Origin of the sequence: Paenibacillus sp. RS8 (assembly GCF_041956825.1) — a bacterium.
Lineage (GTDB): Bacteria > Bacillota > Bacilli > Paenibacillales > Paenibacillaceae > Paenibacillus_AQ.
Map to the genome: position 1 here is coordinate 5,403,574 of NZ_CP168131.1, position 19,605 is coordinate 5,423,178.

At 41.9% G+C, this 19,605-nt stretch carries 18 protein-coding genes and 2 pseudogenes; 4 read left to right on the forward strand and 16 right to left on the reverse strand.

What is annotated here, in order from left to right; genetic code table 11:
* Positions 1-30: 30 nt before the first annotated feature.
* The 4 genes and pseudogenes from ACDZ28_RS25540 to ACDZ28_RS25555 form a co-directional block, all read right to left on the reverse strand.
* A complete protein-coding gene (locus ACDZ28_RS25540; RefSeq protein WP_375103096.1) occupies positions 31-1,056 on the reverse strand; it encodes a CDC27 family protein in 1,026 nt (341 codons plus the stop codon).
* Between the two features lie 348 nt (positions 1,057-1,404).
* On the reverse strand, positions 1,405-2,382 hold the full coding sequence (locus tag ACDZ28_RS25545; RefSeq protein ID WP_375103097.1) for a TraB/GumN family protein: 978 nt from the start codon (positions 2,380-2,382) through the stop codon (positions 1,405-1,407).
* Positions 2,383-3,586: 1,204 nt separating this feature from the next.
* A pseudogene (locus tag ACDZ28_RS25550) lies at positions 3,587-4,030 on the reverse strand (DUF3231 family protein); the annotation flags it as partial.
* 212 nt (positions 4,031-4,242) lie between these two features.
* On the reverse strand, positions 4,243-4,389 hold the full coding sequence (locus ACDZ28_RS25555) for a hypothetical protein (RefSeq protein ID WP_375103098.1): 147 nt from the start codon (positions 4,387-4,389) through the stop codon (positions 4,243-4,245).
* A 920-nt stretch (positions 4,390-5,309) separates the two neighbouring features.
* On the opposite strand from ACDZ28_RS25555, the gene ACDZ28_RS25560 reads away from it, so the two are divergent.
* Complete coding sequence (locus tag ACDZ28_RS25560) at positions 5,310-5,822, forward strand: GNAT family N-acetyltransferase (RefSeq protein ID WP_375103099.1); 513 nt, start codon at positions 5,310-5,312, stop codon at positions 5,820-5,822.
* A 77-nt stretch (positions 5,823-5,899) separates the two neighbouring features.
* Here the strand turns inward: ACDZ28_RS25560 and ACDZ28_RS25565 are convergent, their stop codons facing one another.
* A complete protein-coding gene (locus tag ACDZ28_RS25565; RefSeq protein ID WP_375103100.1) occupies positions 5,900-6,070 on the reverse strand; it encodes a hypothetical protein in 171 nt (56 codons plus the stop codon).
* A 141-nt stretch (positions 6,071-6,211) separates the two neighbouring features.
* On the opposite strand from ACDZ28_RS25565, the gene ACDZ28_RS25570 reads away from it, so the two are divergent.
* The 3 genes from ACDZ28_RS25570 to ACDZ28_RS25580 all read left to right on the forward strand — a co-directional run bounded on the left by ACDZ28_RS25570 (position 6,212) and on the right by ACDZ28_RS25580 (position 7,565).
* The gene (locus tag ACDZ28_RS25570; RefSeq protein WP_375105417.1) at positions 6,212-6,457 is read left to right on the forward strand and encodes a DUF2642 domain-containing protein; all 246 of its coding nucleotides are present in this window, start codon (positions 6,212-6,214) and stop codon (positions 6,455-6,457) included.
* Positions 6,458-6,571: 114 nt separating this feature from the next.
* Entirely contained in the window at positions 6,572-6,931 is a 360-nt protein-coding gene (locus ACDZ28_RS25575) for a hypothetical protein (protein WP_375103101.1), read from the forward strand.
* 97 nt (positions 6,932-7,028) lie between these two features.
* Positions 7,029-7,565 (forward strand): site-specific integrase, encoded by a 537-nt coding sequence (locus ACDZ28_RS25580; RefSeq protein ID WP_375103102.1) that lies wholly within the window; start codon positions 7,029-7,031, stop codon positions 7,563-7,565.
* 119 nt (positions 7,566-7,684) lie between these two features.
* Here the strand turns inward: ACDZ28_RS25580 and glnA are convergent.
* The 11 genes and pseudogenes from glnA to ACDZ28_RS25635 form a co-directional block, all read right to left on the reverse strand.
* Positions 7,685-9,014, reverse strand: a pseudogene (gene glnA, locus ACDZ28_RS25585) (type I glutamate--ammonia ligase).
* Positions 9,015-9,047: 33 nt separating this feature from the next.
* A complete protein-coding gene (locus tag ACDZ28_RS25590; RefSeq protein WP_042128355.1) occupies positions 9,048-9,458 on the reverse strand; it encodes a MerR family transcriptional regulator in 411 nt (136 codons plus the stop codon).
* 83 nt (positions 9,459-9,541) lie between these two features.
* The gene (locus ACDZ28_RS25595; RefSeq protein WP_375103103.1) at positions 9,542-10,795 is read right to left on the reverse strand and encodes an aminotransferase class I/II-fold pyridoxal phosphate-dependent enzyme; all 1,254 of its coding nucleotides are present in this window, start codon (positions 10,793-10,795) and stop codon (positions 9,542-9,544) included.
* 136 nt (positions 10,796-10,931) lie between these two features.
* Positions 10,932-12,218: a GTPase HflX gene (gene hflX / locus ACDZ28_RS25600; RefSeq protein ID WP_375103104.1), complete on the reverse strand. Its 1,287-nt coding sequence runs from the start codon at positions 12,216-12,218 to the stop codon at positions 10,932-10,934.
* A 40-nt stretch (positions 12,219-12,258) separates the two neighbouring features.
* Positions 12,259-13,224 carry an AAA family ATPase gene (locus ACDZ28_RS25605; RefSeq protein ID WP_042128361.1) on the reverse strand — a complete coding sequence of 322 codons (966 nt, stop codon included), beginning with the start codon at positions 13,222-13,224 and terminating at the stop codon, positions 12,259-12,261.
* Between the two features lie 93 nt (positions 13,225-13,317).
* Positions 13,318-13,974, reverse strand: coding sequence for a YdcF family protein (locus ACDZ28_RS25610; protein WP_341113287.1), 657 nt, complete (start codon positions 13,972-13,974; stop codon positions 13,318-13,320).
* 4 nt (positions 13,975-13,978) lie between these two features.
* The gene (locus ACDZ28_RS25615; RefSeq protein ID WP_042128364.1) at positions 13,979-14,533 is read right to left on the reverse strand and encodes a DUF402 domain-containing protein; all 555 of its coding nucleotides are present in this window, start codon (positions 14,531-14,533) and stop codon (positions 13,979-13,981) included.
* Between the two features lie 288 nt (positions 14,534-14,821).
* Positions 14,822-17,398 (reverse strand): transglycosylase domain-containing protein, encoded by a 2,577-nt coding sequence (locus tag ACDZ28_RS25620; RefSeq protein WP_042128367.1) that lies wholly within the window; start codon positions 17,396-17,398, stop codon positions 14,822-14,824.
* Positions 17,399-17,537: 139 nt separating this feature from the next.
* Positions 17,538-17,777, reverse strand: coding sequence for an RNA chaperone Hfq (hfq, locus tag ACDZ28_RS25625; protein WP_042128368.1), 240 nt, complete (start codon positions 17,775-17,777; stop codon positions 17,538-17,540).
* A gap of 19 nt (positions 17,778-17,796) precedes the next feature.
* The gene (gene miaA, locus ACDZ28_RS25630) at positions 17,797-18,777 is read right to left on the reverse strand and encodes a tRNA (adenosine(37)-N6)-dimethylallyltransferase MiaA (RefSeq protein WP_375103105.1); all 981 of its coding nucleotides are present in this window, start codon (positions 18,775-18,777) and stop codon (positions 17,797-17,799) included.
* Positions 18,767-19,546 carry a class I SAM-dependent methyltransferase gene (locus ACDZ28_RS25635; protein WP_375103106.1) on the reverse strand — a complete coding sequence of 260 codons (780 nt, stop codon included), beginning with the start codon at positions 19,544-19,546 and terminating at the stop codon, positions 18,767-18,769. The genes miaA and ACDZ28_RS25635 overlap by 11 nt, the downstream gene beginning before the upstream one ends.
* Positions 19,547-19,605: the final 59 nt, after the last annotated feature.

Sequence of the window (19,605 nt, forward strand, 5' to 3'; positions counted from 1 at the left end):
TTGATTAGGAATTTAAGCAACAATGATTAATCAGGATTCTAAGAAGTCAGGATTGTCATGTCTTTTACAACCAAATAAATAACATTTTGATTCAACATATGCCGTAAAATTCATACTAGGACGATAATTTAAATGTAGGATATCATCATAGCCTCTAAGATAATCCCGTTTATCAGCCTCCAGTTCCAACTTATATCTTTCGCGATCTTCTGGAGTAAAATCTTCATCTTCATCCGTTATGCAATTAATTAATTCTTCATTAATCTTAACCAAGGCATTGTTCAGAATGTCCTTAGCCTTATCCAAAAATCCACATTGAACGTTGGCATACAAATAGCGAAGCACCCAGTTCGGACTGACCCATAATTTAGTTCCCTCATAAGCATTGACCACGTTAGTATACTGATCCAGTTCATAATAAATGTCTGCTAACCCTTCCTTATCTATCTCTGAATTCTTATCATCCATAGACCTCACAAGCTCTTCAATAGCCTCTTTTGGGTAAGAACCTGTCTTAATTTTACATACAGCATAATAATACAATGCCCAGTAGCTGTAGCATTCATTTTTAACCTGATGAGCCTTCCAATAGTACTCTGAAGCTTCTTCCAGTTGTCCCAATTGAAATAAAGATGCTGCGAGATTATATTGATTTAGAAAGGTTGGTTTAACACTAAAAGATCTTTCTAGCGCTGATTTCGCTTCATTCCATCTCTCTTTTGCAAAATAAAATTGACCAAGCATTGCACTGGGAACTTCTGACTTTGGATTCAGCAGCATTACTCTTTCTAATAATAGAATCGCATCTTCTTCACGATTGATCCATCCACCACTCTCGATCTCCGGCTCTCCTTCATGAAAATAAAAGTAAGCCAAATTAGATAATGACTGTTCAGAAGGGTTTATTTCAGCATTCCTCTTGAAGAGTTTAAAAGCTTCTAAATAATCATTAACTTCCATACTAGCTATCGCCAGTTGATTGGCTATTAATGGATTCGTTGAATCTTGTTTATACGCAAATTTTAAATCATTATGTTCATTTGTATAATCAGTCATTCTTATTCCTTTCTAAAGTTCCAACATAAATTCCATAAATCAAAATAATGCAGAGCCCTATTTAAATGAAAATTAGTTCCGTTCCACTCCTACCTAGGAGAATGTCGTATTTACTACTTAGTTTATCATTATTATTTGTAATTTTGGGAGAATAATCAGTTTTTTGGAAATTATCCAGAAGTTAACCTACCGAAACAGGTTTACCAAACATAAAAAACCCTCAACACCAAAGGTGTCAAGGGTTTGAAGGTTCTAGTAAAGAGTTATGTATTGCCTTGGATTGTTCCAGAGAATAATTCCAACACCCACAATTATCTTAGTCTTCGAGAGTAACTGTAGATAAGCTATTTATTTACGAACGACGGTAAAGCCCTTATCCTCAAGCAGTTCAATGATTCCATACTCACCCAGATAATGGAGAGCACCAACGACGATGAAATACTCTCCTTCCTTATTGCTATTTAAGTAACCTTCAATCTTTTCAGCCATACCTATATTACGATCAGTCAGCATCGCTTTTCCGTATTCTGGATCGCTATATAGGCTGTTAGTTATTTTGAGCAGCGTTTGATCATCGCCTTTCTTCCACATCTCTATCAATTCGTCTGTTGGATCATTGATAACGCCAGAATTATAATCGTCTAGCGTAGTATTGAGACTCTTCTCCTGCCGCTCCTTAGAGAAGCCAGCTAAGGTCCCCATCTGGGATTCCTGAGTTTCTAGTCCTATTACCGGGATCTTGCGTTCAAGGGCTTTCTGAAGAAAATACAGATCAATTCCTTCTTCTAGGTTGTAGTCTGCCTTCAACGCCATAACTGAAATATTTCCTTCCACCTGCCAAGGCTTAAACGCATCATACGCGTTGGCCTTCAAACCGTTCTTCATCAAAAACTCTTTTACTTTCGCATACGTTTCCTTGGATACATGATCTTTTAGTGTAGTGCCATCCTTATACATCATCATATCCACAATCCTCTTCTGCTGCTCTTCATCAGGGGCTTTGGTAAAATCAATTTCAAGACCCAAATAATCCGCTTCTGCAAAAACTTTCTCATATTTCGAATGCAGGGGGTAGAAGTTATCATCCGTAAGATGTATTGATCCTACGAGGTAAACCGTCGTTCCGTTATTCTTCACTTCCCACATGAAACCACGAGCGGCATCAATTGTTACGTCTTTCATAGTAGGCGAATTTGATGCATTCTCGATCTCTTGATTATTTGCCTTCGAGGCCGCTTGCTGTGGAGACTTCATAGAGCAGGCCCCTGATACGAGGATACATACGGAAAGAATGAGCCATAAGACCGATCTTCTCCATTTTTTCATATCGAATATCTCCTTCCAATGATACACATCAAATCGATCAGATGTGATAACCGGCTAATCTCCAAAATGCCGCCTTACTCTAGTGAATATCTAAGCTCCATTCCGTTGTGAATATATTTCTACTTACTTCGGACAGACCAAGCGGTACTCCCCCAGTTGCGAGAACATTGTGTAATCTGCTGTCATTTATCTTTTTTTGTTCTTTATCTGCTCTATATTTTTGATAATCCTCTATGTATATTCTTTATTATGATTTCTTAATAATTAATTCATTGCACTCACTTAACACAGTCATTTCCTAACTTTACTTTTATAGCCATCCCCTTACTATTACTGGATACGATTAATTATGCATTATGGTTCCATTATTTTTATTCTTAACACTTTTTCAAATTGATGATGGTAGAATCGTCCAATATCCTTGCATTGTGCTATAGAGCAAAAGTGAGAATGAGAATCCGGGTTAATTCAGGTATGCTGCGGATCATTGCAATGATTAGTTCCCGGAGACACCACTGATGCTAACGATACAACGACAGTACTATTATTCAAATGATCGGGCTGCTTACTTTGGAATGTTCCAGATAACTTTAAATGATTTAGGAGCACCCCCTACTTTATGAGATGGGAAGAAATAAAGCCGGGGGCCGTCCGTGCGTATCTGTGACAATCACGATAGCGGATTTGGTGGAAGGTGTGGAAGAGTTGTAGCGATTGGTACGATTGGTACTTTTATTGGAATCAGCGAACGTATATTGAGAGGTAGTTCTTAAGAAATAGAAGAAATAAAAAAAGTACTTGGTGAAAAATACAATTTCCAAGATATCGAACAATGGACTTATGTGAATAGAGAGAGTGATAGCCCTTCAGCTTTTGTTATCTTTTTTAATCATGAAGGTTACGTTGCAAGCCTATACGCACTATAATTGTTAACATACAAATTCCATATATTTCTTTACTGCTATTATCTAACTAAACGACTAGTTTGTTATTGAAAAAAAGCCCACCATTCGAAACCAGCGAAAAAAAAGTGCCCCAACCCACTTCCGGCAGGGTCTAGATCTATTTTATAAAGAGGTATGTAGTTAAGAGCAACGGTGAGAATAAGAAACTGGAACAAGTCAGGCTTACTTAGAAGTCCAGTGTTCACTAATTTCATTGTTTAAAAAAGAGATCCCGCAAAAAAATGCAGGATCTCTTTTTTCTAAGCTTCAACTGTTTCATGTCGTTTAATTTGTAAAGGTGGGGGAACAAGCCAACCTTTTTCTTTCGTTATTTCAATTATTTTAACCCCTAATGCCGCTTTCGTTAAATGATACTTAGCGAATAAGGCTCCAATATCCACTCAAATGGATTGCCACATTACTTGGCTACAAGCCACTAAGGCTGCGGCAATATCAGCAGCAATATGTGCTGCTATTTCAGGATCTGAAATTCTTGCACCGACTGGGATATCCTCAAGCTTTGCATCCGGTCTTTTGGCATTATGGGCGCTGGAATGATGCCATTATCAGTAAGCAGTGTATCACATTCCTTAATTTCTAACTCAGCTTGATCTTAGGCTGTTAAGAACCTTTTTCAAATCCTTATCACCCGCATGGTTTAAAAATGCTTGGTAACGAGAGACCGCTCCTCTTGCCATCACGGAATGAACTTGAGCAAACTAAGTATTCTGTATGCCCTTCTGGTGGATTATTCGGATCGTATTTAATCCAGTTGATTATAGTCTCTTGTTCCTCCTTCAACCCGTGCTATATTAAATATGAGGTGAATTTTATGAACGGTAAGAAAGTTATTATTATTCTTTTATCCATCTCTTTACTGGGTGTGATTGCTTACTTTGGAATAGCTTATGGATTACTATGGTATATCTTCAATGGATAAGAGTTGATGGCCTGCGGCCCTATTGCGGTAACGATTATGCTCGTATTGAATATCTGTGAGCTCCGTAACCAAACCACTTGACATGATAACCGGATCTCCACGTCCAAGCTTCCTTTGTGTCATTGGGCCTCCTCCCTAGATTAAGTGCACCGCCAGCAATAATGCAGTCAATGCGCTGAACCAATTCCAGATCCAGTAAGGATGCATAAGCATTTTTATCTTTTTTCATGTCGCAATATGCATCTACTACGTCATAACCTTTGTGAGAGGAGGGCTGCTAACCCTCTTTGTCTATGTATCTTCCTACTGTGCATCGTCTCATCTAACGGCAGTTTACTACAATGGAAATGAATTCTGATTCTCGGTGCTTTCTGTGATAAAATAGGATTAAAAACGTAGAGGATAAGACGTTATGAAATCGATAAAATTTATGTACTATCAATTTTTAAGGGAACCTCTATGGTTTAAAGTTTTTATATCTTTAACTTTACTTGCTTCTATTCTCTTTAGCAGTTCATTGTTTTCGAATCATGTCTATTTTAATATTATTGCCAAGTTAGCTGCCGCAATCTTCTTTTGCTTATACGGAATCAAAATGCGTAGGAATCGTCAAATTTCTGTTATTTTCTTTGTACTAACTGTTTTAAGTATTTTTCTAGCACTTATCCAATTCTCACAACTAAGCTAACCGAGAAATTTAACTCAATAACCCAACACTAGTCTAGGACTTTATTTATAAGTTTAAGACTGCTGTTGGTTTTATATTGAAACCTTCAAAACGAGCTCCTATGGAATTCGCTAGTGAGCAGTAAGCGTCTACTGCTTACTACTAAGCGTGATATATGCCGCCTCTGCCATCTCTCGTGGGCAAATGTTTGTCTAATCCTTTACCTGTGTCTTGACTTACCCTTCCCATGCTAAAGCATCATTCAACAATTTGAACAAAGTATCTCGTGTTGAAATGTAGGCATTGTTCACCTTACAAGTTAACCTATAATGTTATTCTTAAATAAAATAAGTCCTAGTGAGAAGGCTCAACAAAAATGAAAAATTATTTTTTAACCACTGCTCGTTTAGGTTTTTCGCATTGGGAATATAGTGACTTAGAATTAGCCTATTCCCTTTGGGGTGATACAACAGTCACAAGATATATCTCCGCTAACGGAGTATTTTCTAAAGAACAAGTTGCAGATAGGTTATACAAGGAAATTAATATGCAGAAAGAATTTCAAGTACAGTATTGGCCTCTGTTTAATCTCGAATCTGAGGGATTTATTGGTTGTTGCGGCCTACGCCCGTACGACCGAGAACAAAATATATATGAGATTGGAATACATCTTAAAAGTGACACTTGGGGTAGTGGCTATGCTTCAGAAGCCGCAAATGCTGTAATAAATTATGCTTTTGAAATATTAAAAGCTGAGAACATATTTGCTGGTCACAACCCCCAGAATATCGGTTCTAGTAATTTGTTGAAAAAGTTAGGATTTACTTACTCTCATAATGAATTTTATGAGCCAACCGGTCTAGACCACCCTTCTTACTTTTATAAATGATTTAAAACTTATTTATGTTTTAGGAAGAGGGTGGTTAACCCTCTACCTTCTTCAGATACTCAGTCTCAAAACCGCAATTAAAGCCTTCCAGCAACACAACCTCCGATCCACACAAGTCCCATGGCTCCGTAATTCACCGTCCAGACCTTATCCTTATATTTTTCCTTCCGAGCTTCATAGCATGAATGCATTATTACTTTGTCTTCCAGTTTCGGTCCCGATTTCTTGAGCTTTGGTTGTTTTGTCATTTCGTTCATCTCTCCTTATGGGGCTATGCCTGGTTAATGGTTTAACCTTCTTTCGAAATTGGGTTACTGCCCAGTACATTGGCTAGGCATCAGCATAGGATGACATATAACCAATTGGGAGGTAATATGTTGAACTATCCAATGAACCAAATGAATTCGAAGCATCAAATGCACCAAATTCCACAATCCATCGTGGTATACCCTGTTGATCCATATGTTGTAGAAACCTTAAAATCCGTAATTGGAAAACAAGTTGTGATAGAAACTACTCGTGGTGGAATCAGCGGATGTGTAATTGATGTCAAACCAGACCATGTTGTGTTAGATGCTAGAGGCAGAAAATTCTTTGTCCGGATATGTGAGATTGTTTGGATCATGCCAGAGTAATTTACGATTTATGAGGAGCTGTTAAAGCAGCTCTTTTTCATGACTTGTTGACTCTTGCCGTTAGATGTTCTATCATTTCATTCACCGATAATTATGACTTAATTATATTGTTATATGAATTATTTAATCTTCAAAACGATCATGTGCACGATAAGCCCCCTGAGCAGCATAGCCATTAAGAACATCAGTAAACACGCTGTGAAGGTATTTAGATCCTTGATCTCCAATGATTCCAGAAATCTAATTTCTTTTGCTAGGAGATCCCTGCCAGCAGCTGTAAAGATTAAATCAGCGCCGATTGGTTATCAAAAATTTCTAAATCATCTCGGAGATCAAGGATACAGTAAAAGTACGATACAGATTATTCATAACACCATGAACGGAGCGCTAGAGAAAGCCGTAATTCTTGGGAAATTAGAAAAGAACCCTTGTAAAGGAGTTACTATTAAGGGGTTGTTAAAACAAAGAGTTTAAAATATATCGAATCTGAAGACATTCAGCCTTTTTACAAAATGCTCACCAATATGGTTACATTTACTGGATCTTTTATAGAGTCCTCATTGAGACAGGAATGCGTAAAGGTGAAGCCGCAGCACTAACTTGGGACTACATAGATTTGAAAGCCGGAACAATAAACATTTTTAAGACCTTAGATTTTTCAGCTGAGGATGAAGCAACTCTATTCGGAGATACAAAAACGTTTAATTCGCAACGAACAATAAAGATTAGTCAATCTATCATTAGCGATCTAAAACAACACATTAAATATCAGAATAAAAACAAATTAGCTTGGAAGGGTTCCTATAAACATAAGTTAAACTTAGTTCTTTGTAGAGATGATGGAAACTTCATGCCAAAGTCTTCTTTATTCAATTCCTTTTCGAGAATTTTGAAACGGATCGGTCTCCCACCAATGCCGATTCACTCACTAAGACACACTCATGCAGTGCTACTACTAGAAGCAGGCAATGATATGAAGTATGTTCAGGAGCGACTCGGACACGGCAGTATTACAATTACATCTGATGTCTATTCTCACATTTCCAAGAAGATTGAAGAAAGCAGTATGGAAAAGTACGAAGCCCACATGAGATCTATCCTCGAATAGCACCCACTGATTATTTGTGGGCATTTTGTGGGCACCGTCATTACAGAGGTCCCTGACTACTCCCACGCCCACAAACAAAAAAAACCCTCAACGCCATTAGCGTCAAGGGTTTGAAAGTTCTAGTAAAGAGTCATGTATTGTGCTCTTTCCCACTCGTGAACTTGTGTGCGGTAGATATCCCATTCGATTTCTTTCAGCTCGTAGAAGTGAGCCAGAGCATGTTCACCGAGAGCTTCGGTAATAACATGACTGCGGATCATTTCGCTAAGTGCTTCTTTCAAATCGGATGGCAAGCTTGGAATACCTTCTTCAATACGCTCTTCTTCAGACATCACATAGATGTTACGGTCAATTGGAGCTGGAAGATCAAGCTTACGTTTAATTCCGTCAAGACCTGCTTTCAACATAACAGCAAGTGCGAGGTATGGGTTAGCTGCTGGGTCCGGGTTACGAACTTCAACACGTGTGCTAAGGCCTCTAGAAGCCGGGATACGAATCATCGGGCTACGGTTACTTGCAGACCAAGCTACGTAGCAAGGAGCTTCATAACCAGGAACAAGACGTTTGTATGAGTTCACTGTTGGGTTAGTAATCGCTGCAAAAGCACGAGCGTGCTTTAAAATACCTGCCATGTAGTAACGAGCAGTTTTGCTCAGACCCAACTTGTCGCTTTCATCGTAGAACATGTTTTCTTTACCTTTGAACAAGGATTGGTGAGCGTGCATACCAGATCCGTTGATACCGAACAATGGTTTAGGCATAAAGGTTGCATGCAAGCCGTGTTGACGGGCTACCGTCTTCACAACCAGCTTGAAGGTTTGAATTTGGTCAGCAGCAGTAATCGCATCAGCATATTTAAAGTCAATCTCATGCTGACCGGATGCTACTTCATGGTGAGAAGCTTCGATTTCAAAGCCCATTTCTTCAAGGGTCAATACGATTTCACGACGACAGTTTTCTCCTAGAACCTGTTGGCGCTAAGTCGAAATAACCACCTTGGTCATTCAATTCCGTAGTTGGATTGCCTCTTTCGTCTGTCTTGAACAGGAAGAATTCAGGTTCAGGTCCAACGTTCATAGCTGTGAAACCCATTTCTTCTGCTTCCTTCAGACAACGCTTGAGGATACCACGTGGGTCTCCAGCAAAAGGTGTTCCATCCGGCATGTAAACATCACAAATCAGACGTGCTACACGACTATCTGTCACCCAAGGGAAGATAACCCATGTATCAAGGTCAGGGAAGAGATACATATCGGATTCTTCAATCCGTACGTAACCTTCGATGGAAGAACCATCAAACATCATTTTGTTATCAAGTGCTTTTTCCAATTGGCTAACTGGAATTTCAACATTCTTGATAGTACCTAATAGATCCGTAAATTGCAGACGAATAAAACGAACATTCTCTTCCTTGGCAATGCGTAAAATATCCTCTTTAGAAAAGCTCATGTGATCCTCTCCCTTTCAAACTTCTATATATTATTATTTATTAAAAAACCGGGATAACTCACCTTGAATCAAAGACACTTGTCCCGGTCTTTTACCGGAAACTAGTTCTTGCTTCAGCATTCGGTGTAACTGGGAATCGGATAGCTCTCTACGTCTAACCTCTGTATCAGGAGTAATAACAGTTGCTTCCTCGGATTCCTTAGAGACAGGATTCATCACTTGCTTAATGCCAGCAATATTAACACCCTTCTCTATCAGTGCTTTAATTTCTAATAGGCGCTCAACATCATTAAAAGAGAACAACCGCTGATTCCCCGACGTACGTGCTGGTACGATCAGACTGTGCTGCTCATAATAACGAATTTGTCTTGCAGACAGATCGGTCAGCTTCATTACAATTCCAATAGGAAATAGTGCCATATTTCTGCGGATTTCATCACCCATGACTCATCCAACCTTCCAATGATCTTTTTCTGATCTCATTGTACATTTCCTAATACAGCGTGTCAATGGTGTGTGAGATATTCTTACAGCAATTTTCTTTCACGCATACTTTGGAGCGCCATCAAAACGCCATATTTCACATGTGAATAAGTTAATCCACCCTGCATGTACCCAATAAAAGGAGCACGTATAGGTGCATCTGCAGATAACTCCAAGCTTCCACCTTGAATAAACGTACCTGCCGCCATAATAACAGGATGTTCATAACCTGGCATATCCCAAGGCTCTGGTACCACATGGCTGTCTACAGCCGCAGCGCGCTGAATGCCCTGAACAAAGGCAATTAAGTGTTCTGGACCATCAAAGGAAACCGCCTGAATTAAATCTGTCCGAGGCTCATTCCACGCTGGCTTCGTCTCAAACCCGCAGCGCTGAAATACTGATGCAGCAAAAATGCTCCCTTTTAGTGCTTGCCCTACAGTGTGCGGAGCCATAAACAATCCTTGGTAAAGGCCACGAGTTGTTCCTAACATAGCCCCTACCTCACCACCGATACCAGGAGCGGTTAGTCGATAAGCTGCCAATTCCACAAGATCCTGTCGACCACAGATATAACCGCCGGTCTCAGCAATACCGCCACCTGGGTTCTTAATTAACGAACCTGCTACCAGATCTACACCAACCTGTGGTGGCTCAAGCTCTTCGGTAAACTCACCATAGCAATTGTCTACGAATACAATAACTTCCGGTTTCATCAACTTTACCTTTGAAGTCATCTCACCAATTTCAGCTACAGTGAAAGAAGCACGCCAATCATACCCTCGTGACCTTTGGATTCCAATCACTTTAGTATTTTCGTTAATAGAGAGTGCTACCTCATCCCAATCAATCTTTCCTTCTGCCGTCAGAGCAACCTCTCGATAAGTGATCCCAAAATCTGCGAGAGAGCCTGTCCCATCGCCGGCATGTCCAATTACCTTATGTAGGGTATCATACGGACGACCTGTGATATACAGCAGCTCATCTCCTGGGCGTAGCACACCAAATAGAGCTGTTGATATCGTATGTGTTCCTGAAGCGAAATGCGGGCGTACCAGAGCAGATTCCGCACCAAAAACGTCAGCATAGACAAGATCCAACACTTCACGGCCACGGTCATTATACGCATACCCCGTTGAACCGGCAAAGTGAAAATCACTGACTTGATGACGCTGGAACGCTTCTATAACCTTCCACTGATTCTTATCTACAATACGATCAAGGGCTTTGACAGCGCCTTCTATTTCAACTTCTGCGGCCTCTGCCGCGCTCAAAATATCCTCTGCAAAAACTACCATTCGTTCTTATTCGCTCCTTACATTTACTTGCCATCATAATGACAGAAAGCGGCAGTTAACTGACGCTTTCTAGATTAGCTATTATTTTATACCTATATACGCAGCATTTCCACTTTAGGAATAACTGACAAGATTACTACTGGTCCACAAAATCAGCAAGCATATAACCCCATTTGTCATAATCCTCTTTGTTGAGACGAACGTTATAGAGCACATCGTTCTCGTCATAAGTCGTTTCCAGAACTTCACCTACCCTATAGAGCAAGGAAGAAATGTCACCTCGGTCTCCGGGAATACGGAAGTTGAGTGTGTCGCCAGCCAGTTCATCGGCGATCATTTCGGTAATCCGAGTTAAATCTTCAGGATTAAATGCACTGATCTTCAAGTACCCTGTACCTGTTGGCAACATTTCCAGTTGTTCAGGCTGACACAGATCGATTTTATTAAAAAGTACGATTTGAGGAGTACTAGCTGCACCTAAGTCCTGCAAAATGGTTTGAACAACCTCCATCTGCTCCTCACGCATTGGTGAAGAGGCATCCACCACATGCAGCACCAAATTGGCCTCATTGACTTCCTCCAGCGTTGCACGGAAAGAAGCGACTAGATCATGCGGAAGATTCTGAATGAAGCCTACAGTATCCGTAAGCACAACCTCTTTACCGCCTGCTAGTTCAAGCACACGTGAAGTAGGGTCTAGTGTGGCAAACAACTGGTTTTCAATATAGACATCCGCATCGGTAAGTTGCTTAAGCAGCGTTGATTTCCCTGCATTCGTATACCCAACAAGTGCGACTTGCACCGCTCCCGCCTTGCGGCGACGCTCCCGATGTAGCTCCCGAGTCTTAACGACCTCATCAAGCTGACGCTTCAGCTCCGTAATCCGATCACGAATATGCCGGCGATCGGTTTCCAGCTTACTTTCACCCGGACCTCTGGTCCCAATCCCGCCACCTAGTCTAGATAAGTTCTTGCCTTGGCCAGCAAGCCGGGGTAACAGATAGGACAATTGTGCCAGCTCAACCTGAATAATCCCTTCTCGCGTCTTCGCACGCCCCGCAAAAATATCCAGAATAAGCTGCGTCCGGTCAATAATCTTAAGATCCAGAGCCTCCTCAAGGTTCCGTACTTGGGCTCCGGACAATTCTTGATCAAAGATAGCTGTATTTGCTCCGAGAGCATCAGCAGCCATCCGTAGCTCTTCTACTTTACCTTTACCAATAAACCATCTTGAATCAGGCGTTTCCTTATTTTGACGCAGCACATCCAGAACTTCAACACCTGCCGTTTCAGCTAATTGCACTAATTCCTGCAGAGAAAGCTCTGGATCAATTCCTGTTCTTTTAATTTTATCTGTGACGAGACTTACCAATATCGCTCGATCTTGTACATCTGTTTCCGTATCATGCGTAGTTATTGCCATGTATGTCATGCTCCTTATGACGGTGATAGTATCCTGTAAATCATAATTTAAAATCTTCAGTTCGAAGCGTCATTAATTCCTGCTTGCCTGGGCTGGTACTTTCATACTGGTTAAGCAGTCTTACAGCCTGACCCCGAACAGCTTTTTCAATGGCGTTGCGAACATACCTCGCATTACTGAAAGCATGAAGACTCTCCGTCTTCTCTACTAACAAATGCTGCTTTAACTTGAGTATCGCCTGTGGCATCAAAATATAGTCGCGATCCTTTGCCATTAGTTCAGCAATCTGCAACAGTTGGTCGATCGTATAATCAGGAAATTCTACCTGTATTGGAAACCGTGAAGGCAATCCAGGATTACTCATCAAAAAATACTCCATCTCCCCAGAGTACCCCGCTAAGATAAGTATAAATTGACTGCGATGATCCTCCATGGCCTTGACCAACGTATCAATCGCTTCTTTTCCAAAATCCTTTTCCCCGCCACGAGCAAGACTATAAGCCTCATCAATAAACAAAATGCCGCCCAAAGCCTTTTTCACCAGATCACGAGTCTTCTGTGCAGTATGACCAATGTATTCGCCGACAAGATCAGCTCTCTCCACCTCAATGAGATGTCCTTTGGTCAGCACTCCCATACGTTGGAACAGCTTGGCTACGATCCTAGCTACTGTTGTTTTACCCGTTCCGGGATTCCCTTTAAAAACCATGTGATATGCTTGCCCACCGCTTGCAAGTCCTGCCTCAGCACGCATTTGTGCAATCTGTAATAAAGCGTAGATTTCAAAGACTAGCTCTTTGATATTGTCCAGACCCACTAAACCTTCCAATTCTTGTGTTAACTCTTGGAATAAGCTAGTGTGGCCGTGATTTTTTGGAGGCAGTGGCCGACTCTCTCCAGTAGGGTGAGTTATAGCCGGAGGCTCTTGACTCCGCAATACAATGTTGATTTGTCGAGACGGTCTTTCTTCCTCCCGTCCACTGGCCGCTGCTACGCGTCCGCTCATCGGTATCACCTCATTATCCAGGGCTGACTTCTCTTATCAAGTCTATTCCATCAAATGAAGTGTTATTAGAAGATTCGGGATTTTTTGGACAAATCACAGGAATAGCTGCTGAAGCTTCCATTTCGTATAGGCTAGAATCTCACGTGTTTTATGTCTTGTCATCGAAAGTACGGTGGATTCTGTAAGTCCCAGCTCAGGATTCACATATCCAAGCTCGTCAGCAATTTCATGAGCCCGCCACCCATGATAGGTATGCGTAATGATTATCGCTGAAGACAAGCTCTCACGCGCCATAATCTCTTTACTATACAAAAGATTCTCGTAAGTGCTGGTAGCTTCATTCTCTACAAAAATGGCGCTATCCGGCACGCCTTTAGCAACCAAATAATTACGCATTCCTTGAGCTTCGGTATATTGTAAATCAGGTTTATCTAAACCACCAGAAACAATAAGATGCGGGAACATCCCTTCTTCATAAAGCTTCAGTCCGTAATCCAGTCTTTCCTTGAGTCCAGGGCTTGGCTCATCCCCCCACATCGACATGCCAAGAATGATCCCAACTTCCGCCTTTTGCATAGGATCTGTCGTGGCAGCTTTATTAATATTGTTTAACGCATAAGCACACCACAACAATCCAGCAATCACAATAATCGATAAAGCGATAAGCAACGTTCGTTTCGACCAGAATCTGCGTTTTTTGGAAACAATCCGAATCGGGGAAGACCCTCTTCCGTAGACGTACCATTCCATTTCTTTATTTCCTCCTGAATTCTCCATGATGAAATAATTCGGCACGATGCTTCAAAGATAGTGAGAAATAAGGGAAAGCATGAGCATCGATGCCGCGTAAAATAGTATTGGCTGTCTCCCAGGCGAGTTTATAATCACTCTCGGAAATATCTTCCCTCTCCAGCGCTTCCTCTAATTCATCCTCATCAAGCAAGAAAACCTCGCCGTTCCAAAGCACAACCACATCCAGATACAAATCATCAAACCATGGAACGCCTTGGTCTGTGACGCCCTGAACCTTGCAGGTGTCTATGTACCATTGAATGATATTTTGCCGTTCGTCGAACATAGCCGTCACAATATAGTGACTGTCTTTGGGGAAATATTGCAGCCAGGAATAACCTTTATCCGCAATACGATATGTATGCCGTCCATAGCTCTTCCACAGTGGTTCTTTCAGCCCGTAGATGGTATAAAGCGTAATATATCCGCTGAATTCCCGGCTCTCCACATAGCGGCAGGCAAAATGGCGACGCGTAATCCGGCGCCAGTTGGCCCGGTCTCCGAATTTACGTTTCATAGAAATTACCCTCTCCAGTATGGTGTCTTCAGCTTAACACATTTAGCGGATACACTCAAAACATCCCGTAAAATACAACCAATTATTATCACAATACAATTCGCAAATTAAGGAGTTGTAATTAGTAATGTAGCTGAAATGGTTGAACAACAGTCGTTTCGAGAACCATCTTCTTCAAGGAACATATTAATCCTGCTCAAATAAAAGAAGCTGTCTCATTAGTAGCATTCACTACTTTTGAGACAGCTTCGGGTAAAGAATAGCTTAACTTCATAAATTCTAAGGTGTTTATTGAACAGAAGAATCTCCATTCAAATGGCCAACCTCTTGATCAGGGCTCGTCGTTGCATTACCGCTGTCATTCCCTGAGGTTCCGCCTCCAGAAGGTACATCCGGTGGCGCGGTAGGTATCGGTGTTGCTGAAGGTGGAGGCGTAGTGATTTCAGGTAAGGTACCTGTTCCACCATTATTCCCGCCTCCATTGTTGTCACCACCATTATTTCCACCATTACCATTATCCCAGCCATTGTCCCCACCATCTTCAGGTGTTGGTGTCGGAAGATTAGGATCAATAGTCGGCTCAGGTGTTGGCATCTCATCCTGCACAGAGACAGTAACCACATTTGATGGTTCACTTTCCAATTGGGTCGCAGGATCATAAGAAGTAACATAGTACTCGTAAACCAGCCCAGGCATTGCACTAAAATCTCCTGCACTAGTCGTGACCGTATTTAACAATAAGCCAAAATCTGCCTCAGAGGTCTCTCTACGATATATACGATATTCCACACCTGCAACAGGAACTGCCTTCCAGCCCAGGTTTACTGTCATCGTAGATGGATCATAGGCTGCTGTAAGACCACTAACATTCTGAGCGGGTTCTGGTGTTTCGGTAGGCTCAGGAGCAATTTCATTATCTAGCTGTGGGAAAGACTTCTTAGGAACATCCCTTAACGCTTCCTCCATCACCTTGCCCCAGAATGCTGCGGCAAGCCCACTGCTATTCTTAAGCAGATGCTTCTTACTTGGCTTGTCATAACCCATCCACACAGCTGCTGTCCATTCTGGTGTGTATCCTACGAACCATACGTCACGGTTCGAGCTGATTCCAGAATATCCACTTTGAGTTGTACCGGTCTTACCAGCAACAGGACGGTCAATCCTTGCTTTTCTACCTGTACCACTCTCAACAACCTTTTGCATCATCTCGGTCATTTGATAAGCCGTCTCCTTACTCATTACACGTTCAGGAGTTGTATTGGCTTTGAAGACAGTCTCTCCGCTGCTATCAGTGATCGATTTAATCGAATAGGATTCTCGTAGTTCACCGCCATTTGCAAAAGCACTGTAGGCTTGTGCCATTTCCAGTGTATTCGTTCCTTTGCTCATACCTCCGAGAGCCAGTGAGAGGTTCTTGTCCTCATCTTCCAGTCCAATCCCTAATTTCTTGGCGAATTTAAATCCGGTATTCACTCCAATTTCATTAAGCAACCAGACCGAAGGAATATTCTCTGATTTCTGTATAGCATCACTCATGCTGATACTCTTAGAATACCCGTGAAGGTTAGTTGGGCAATAGTTCGCGAAACACTGCTTCTCGTTGCTAAGCGTAGAATTCATGTTGTATTTTCCAGTTTCCAGTGCTGGAGCATAAGAAACGATTGGTTTAAAAGCTGAACCTGGAGAACGTCGGCTGCCCGTTACACGGCTGTAACCTTTTTTCTCATAATTCCGTCCACCTAGAAGTGCGACGATGCCACCATTCTCCTGATTGACGATGGTCATAGAACCTTGCACCAGCTCGTCGTCTACACTTTTCTCGAAGTTATCACTGTCTGCAAAAGCATCCTCTACGGTTTCTTGAGCGTGCTTATCCATCGTGGTGTAGATCTTGTAACCACCAATATTCAGATCATCTTCAGACAAGCCAAACTTCTCTTCCGCTTCTTCCACTGCGAAATCAATAAAAGCTTGGTAACGCTGTTTCTTTTCAGGCGGCTTATAATTATAATCCACGGCTTGTGCTTCGTCTCTTTCTTGCTCCGTAATATATCCTTGTTCATACATGAGCTGAAGCACTACTGCTCGTCTTTCCTTTGAAAGCTCTGGGTTGCGCAATGGGTTGTAACGAGACGGTCCCTTAGGCATCGCAGCCAATGTCGCAATTTCCCAAACCTTAAGCTCATTCAGATCGCTCTTGCCAAAATATCTTTCCGATGCCGCTTTAATTCCGTAGATCGTACCCCCAAAGTTTATTCGGTTCAGGTACATGGTAATGATCTCTTCTTTAGATTTCTGGTTCTCCAACGCTACAGCAATGGATACCTCAGTCGCTTTACGGAAAAATGTCTTATCCCGTGTCAAAAAGATGTTTTTGGCTAGCTGCTGAGTAATGGTACTACCGCCTTCTACCATGCTGCGTGCAGCAATATCTTTTACCGCTGCCCGGCCGATAGACCATAAATCCACACCAGAATGCTCAAAGAAGCGTTTATCTTCTGTAGCCACAAAGGCATTGATCAATAACGGAGGGATCTTCTCATACTCTACAGGATCACTTTTCTCAAGCGATAATTCACCGATTAAATTAGCATTGCGGTCATATACTTTTGTAGTTTCATTAACGGTTAGCTTATCTTGGTTCTCAAGAAGAAGTTTTTGACCATTCAGCATAATGAACAGATAACCGCCCAGTGCACAGAAAATAGCCAACGCTGTAGCAAAGAACAAGCTCCACAGCACACGCTTCTTCGTTAAAAATTTCTTTTTCTTTTTACTTTTCGGTTTTGATTTTGAATTAGAATTGGAACTGGACGATCCTCTATTTCTATTGTTATTCGTCCTTGATGAATCATCTCTAGACATGATGCCTCCTGACTCCCTTCCTTGATAAATCATGTATGGACTGCTCTGAATGAAAAGAACAACCTTCTCAGGTTGCTCTCGCACTCTCTATTCAAACGATTTATAAACAAGAAAGGTTTCACTTCAAATTTGATAAATGTTATTCTTCGTTACTATTGTCCTGCATGAGTGACACACTGCGTTGTGGTGTAAATGTGGATATCGCATGCTTATACACCATTTGCTGGCGCCCATCACTATCAATAACGATTGTAAAATTGTCGAAAGCTTTAATAATTCCCCGGATTTGAAAACCGTTGGTCAGATATACTGTAGCAGGGATATTTTCTTTGCGTAGTTGGTTCAAGAATGTATCTTGGATGTTAATGGACTTGTTCATATGACGTACCCCCAATGGTTCAATTATATTGTTCAGAAGTATATTCAAGACCTGAGAGAAACTTTCCTGCTATTATAGCACGTATTTTTGAGAAATTCTCAGAAAAGTTTTGCTCACCTTCGACATCGATCCACTCGATTTCCTTCATGTGGCGAAACCATGACAACTGTCTTTTGGCGAATCGGCGAGTATCGCGTTTAAGCAGTACCACAGCTTCCTCTAGCGTCAGTTCTCCTGCGAGGTAAGCGGCAATTTCCTTGTAGCCCAACCCCTGCATGGACACAAGGCTTCTGCTGTAACCGTTATCCAGCAGTCCTTTTACCTCAGCAACAAGACCATCCGCAAGCATGCTATCAATTCGGTCCTCAATACGTTTATATAGTATTTTCCGGTCCATTGTCAAACCGATAAGGCATAAGTCATAGGGTGACTCCTTCTTTTGAGCGGCATGTGAAGCGGACAGAGTGGTGTTTGTCTGGTGATGAATTTCCAGTGCCCGTATGATTCTTCGACGGTCATTTGGATGCAGTTTCGCCGCACTGACCGGATCAACCGCTTCAAGTTTGGCATGCAGTGCAAGCGCTCCATGCACTTCTGCGAATTGATCTTGTTCTTTTCGAAACGCTTCATCAGCTACAGCTTCAGAGAATTGAAATCCGTAACACAAGGATTCAATATATAGACCCGTCCCCCCTACAATAAATGGAAGTTTCCCACGGCTGCTTATCTCCTCGATCAGTCTGCTGCCTTGCTCCTGAAATTCAGCTGCAGAATATGGGTCCTGTGGATCATGAATATCGATTAGGTGGTGGGGAATTCCCATCATTTCAGCTGGAGTGATCTTAGCTGTACCAATATCCATACCACGATAAACCTGCATCGAATCGCCAGAAATGATCTCTGCATTATAGGCGGCCGCTAGCTCCAGACTTAACCTGGTTTTACCTACGGCTGTTGGTCCTAATAAGACTAGAACCTTATGTCTCTCTTTAGTTGTCAATGTGTATCACCCCGTACGATGTTTTAGAGTTGCTCCGAAGCAGCTCTGTAAAACCAAGACGTTCGAATTCGCCGCTTAAAGCTTTCTCTTTCAAAAGAACCGTTTTACGAGCGACTCTCACTGCCTCAGCTACACTCTCCAGAGATAAAGCAGCTTGATTAGCAAACTGCCGCAGCGGAGAAATCGAAGCAGAACCCGTAAGTGGCACCCGGAACATCGGATCGAAGTAAACTATATCAATACTTCGATCCGGTTGAGCTCGTAAGTAGTCCAAATGCTCACTATGCACGACATTAATTCTACGTAACGCCTCATTCACCAATACTTGCCCAGAGGTATAGTGACGCATTCCTTCATAGAGCAGTGCGTACAGCGGCAATGAGCTCTCCAGAGCGGTAACTACAGAGGACTCACCACCATGTACAGCAAACAGCAAGGAATCAGCGCCTAGGCCGGCTGTGCAGTCTAATACACTATCTCCGGGAAGCATTCGAGCGGCGACAATCATCGGTTCAATATCACCCTTCAGAATCCGTTTCGCGCGAACGAACCCCATGCTCGGGTGAAACTCCATCGGCTCCATCCCTAATCGGTGTAAACGAACAGCTTCTTGAGAAAGAATTAGAATATCCTCATCTCCGTACTTTTCCACCAGCTTGGGTATGGAGAATTTCTCCCGTGGAGCGTAATTACAGCCCGTTCTCTCTGCGAGATTCTGAGCTCGCTCTACAATTTCCATTATCGGGCTATAACCCGTAGTTATAATCATGTTGCCTCCAGTCATACTTACAACAAATTTCTATATAAGTTCATCTTAAAAACATTCTA

Coding starts and splice junctions, on each gene's coding strand:
- ACDZ28_RS25540 (WP_375103096.1), bottom strand. CDS start 1,056: ATGACTGATTATACAAATGAACATAATGATTTAAAATTTGCGTATAAA.
- ACDZ28_RS25545 (WP_375103097.1), bottom strand. CDS start 2,382: ATGAAAAAATGGAGAAGATCGGTCTTATGGCTCATTCTTTCCGTATGT.
- ACDZ28_RS25555 (WP_375103098.1), bottom strand. CDS start 4,389: ATGACACAAAGGAAGCTTGGACGTGGAGATCCGGTTATCATGTCAAGT.
- ACDZ28_RS25560 (WP_375103099.1), top strand. CDS start 5,310: ATGAAAAATTATTTTTTAACCACTGCTCGTTTAGGTTTTTCGCATTGG.
- ACDZ28_RS25565 (WP_375103100.1), bottom strand. CDS start 6,070: ATGACAAAACAACCAAAGCTCAAGAAATCGGGACCGAAACTGGAAGAC.
- ACDZ28_RS25570 (WP_375105417.1), top strand. CDS start 6,212: ATGAACCAAATGAATTCGAAGCATCAAATGCACCAAATTCCACAATCC.
- ACDZ28_RS25575 (WP_375103101.1), top strand. CDS start 6,572: ATGAATTATTTAATCTTCAAAACGATCATGTGCACGATAAGCCCCCTG.
- ACDZ28_RS25580 (WP_375103102.1), top strand. CDS start 7,029: ATGCGTAAAGGTGAAGCCGCAGCACTAACTTGGGACTACATAGATTTG.
- ACDZ28_RS25590 (WP_042128355.1), bottom strand. CDS start 9,458: ATGGGTGATGAAATCCGCAGAAATATGGCACTATTTCCTATTGGAATT.
- ACDZ28_RS25595 (WP_375103103.1), bottom strand. CDS start 10,795: ATGGTAGTTTTTGCAGAGGATATTTTGAGCGCGGCAGAGGCCGCAGAA.
- hflX (WP_375103104.1), bottom strand. CDS start 12,218: ATGGCAATAACTACGCATGATACGGAAACAGATGTACAAGATCGAGCG.
- ACDZ28_RS25605 (WP_042128361.1), bottom strand. CDS start 13,224: ATGAGCGGACGCGTAGCAGCGGCCAGTGGACGGGAGGAAGAAAGACCG.
- ACDZ28_RS25610 (WP_341113287.1), bottom strand. CDS start 13,974: ATGGAATGGTACGTCTACGGAAGAGGGTCTTCCCCGATTCGGATTGTT.
- ACDZ28_RS25615 (WP_042128364.1), bottom strand. CDS start 14,533: ATGAAACGTAAATTCGGAGACCGGGCCAACTGGCGCCGGATTACGCGT.
- ACDZ28_RS25620 (WP_042128367.1), bottom strand. CDS start 17,398: ATGTCTAGAGATGATTCATCAAGGACGAATAACAATAGAAATAGAGGA.
- hfq (WP_042128368.1), bottom strand. CDS start 17,777: ATGAACAAGTCCATTAACATCCAAGATACATTCTTGAACCAACTACGC.
- ACDZ28_RS25635 (WP_375103106.1), bottom strand. CDS start 19,546: ATGATTATAACTACGGGTTATAGCCCGATAATGGAAATTGTAGAGCGA.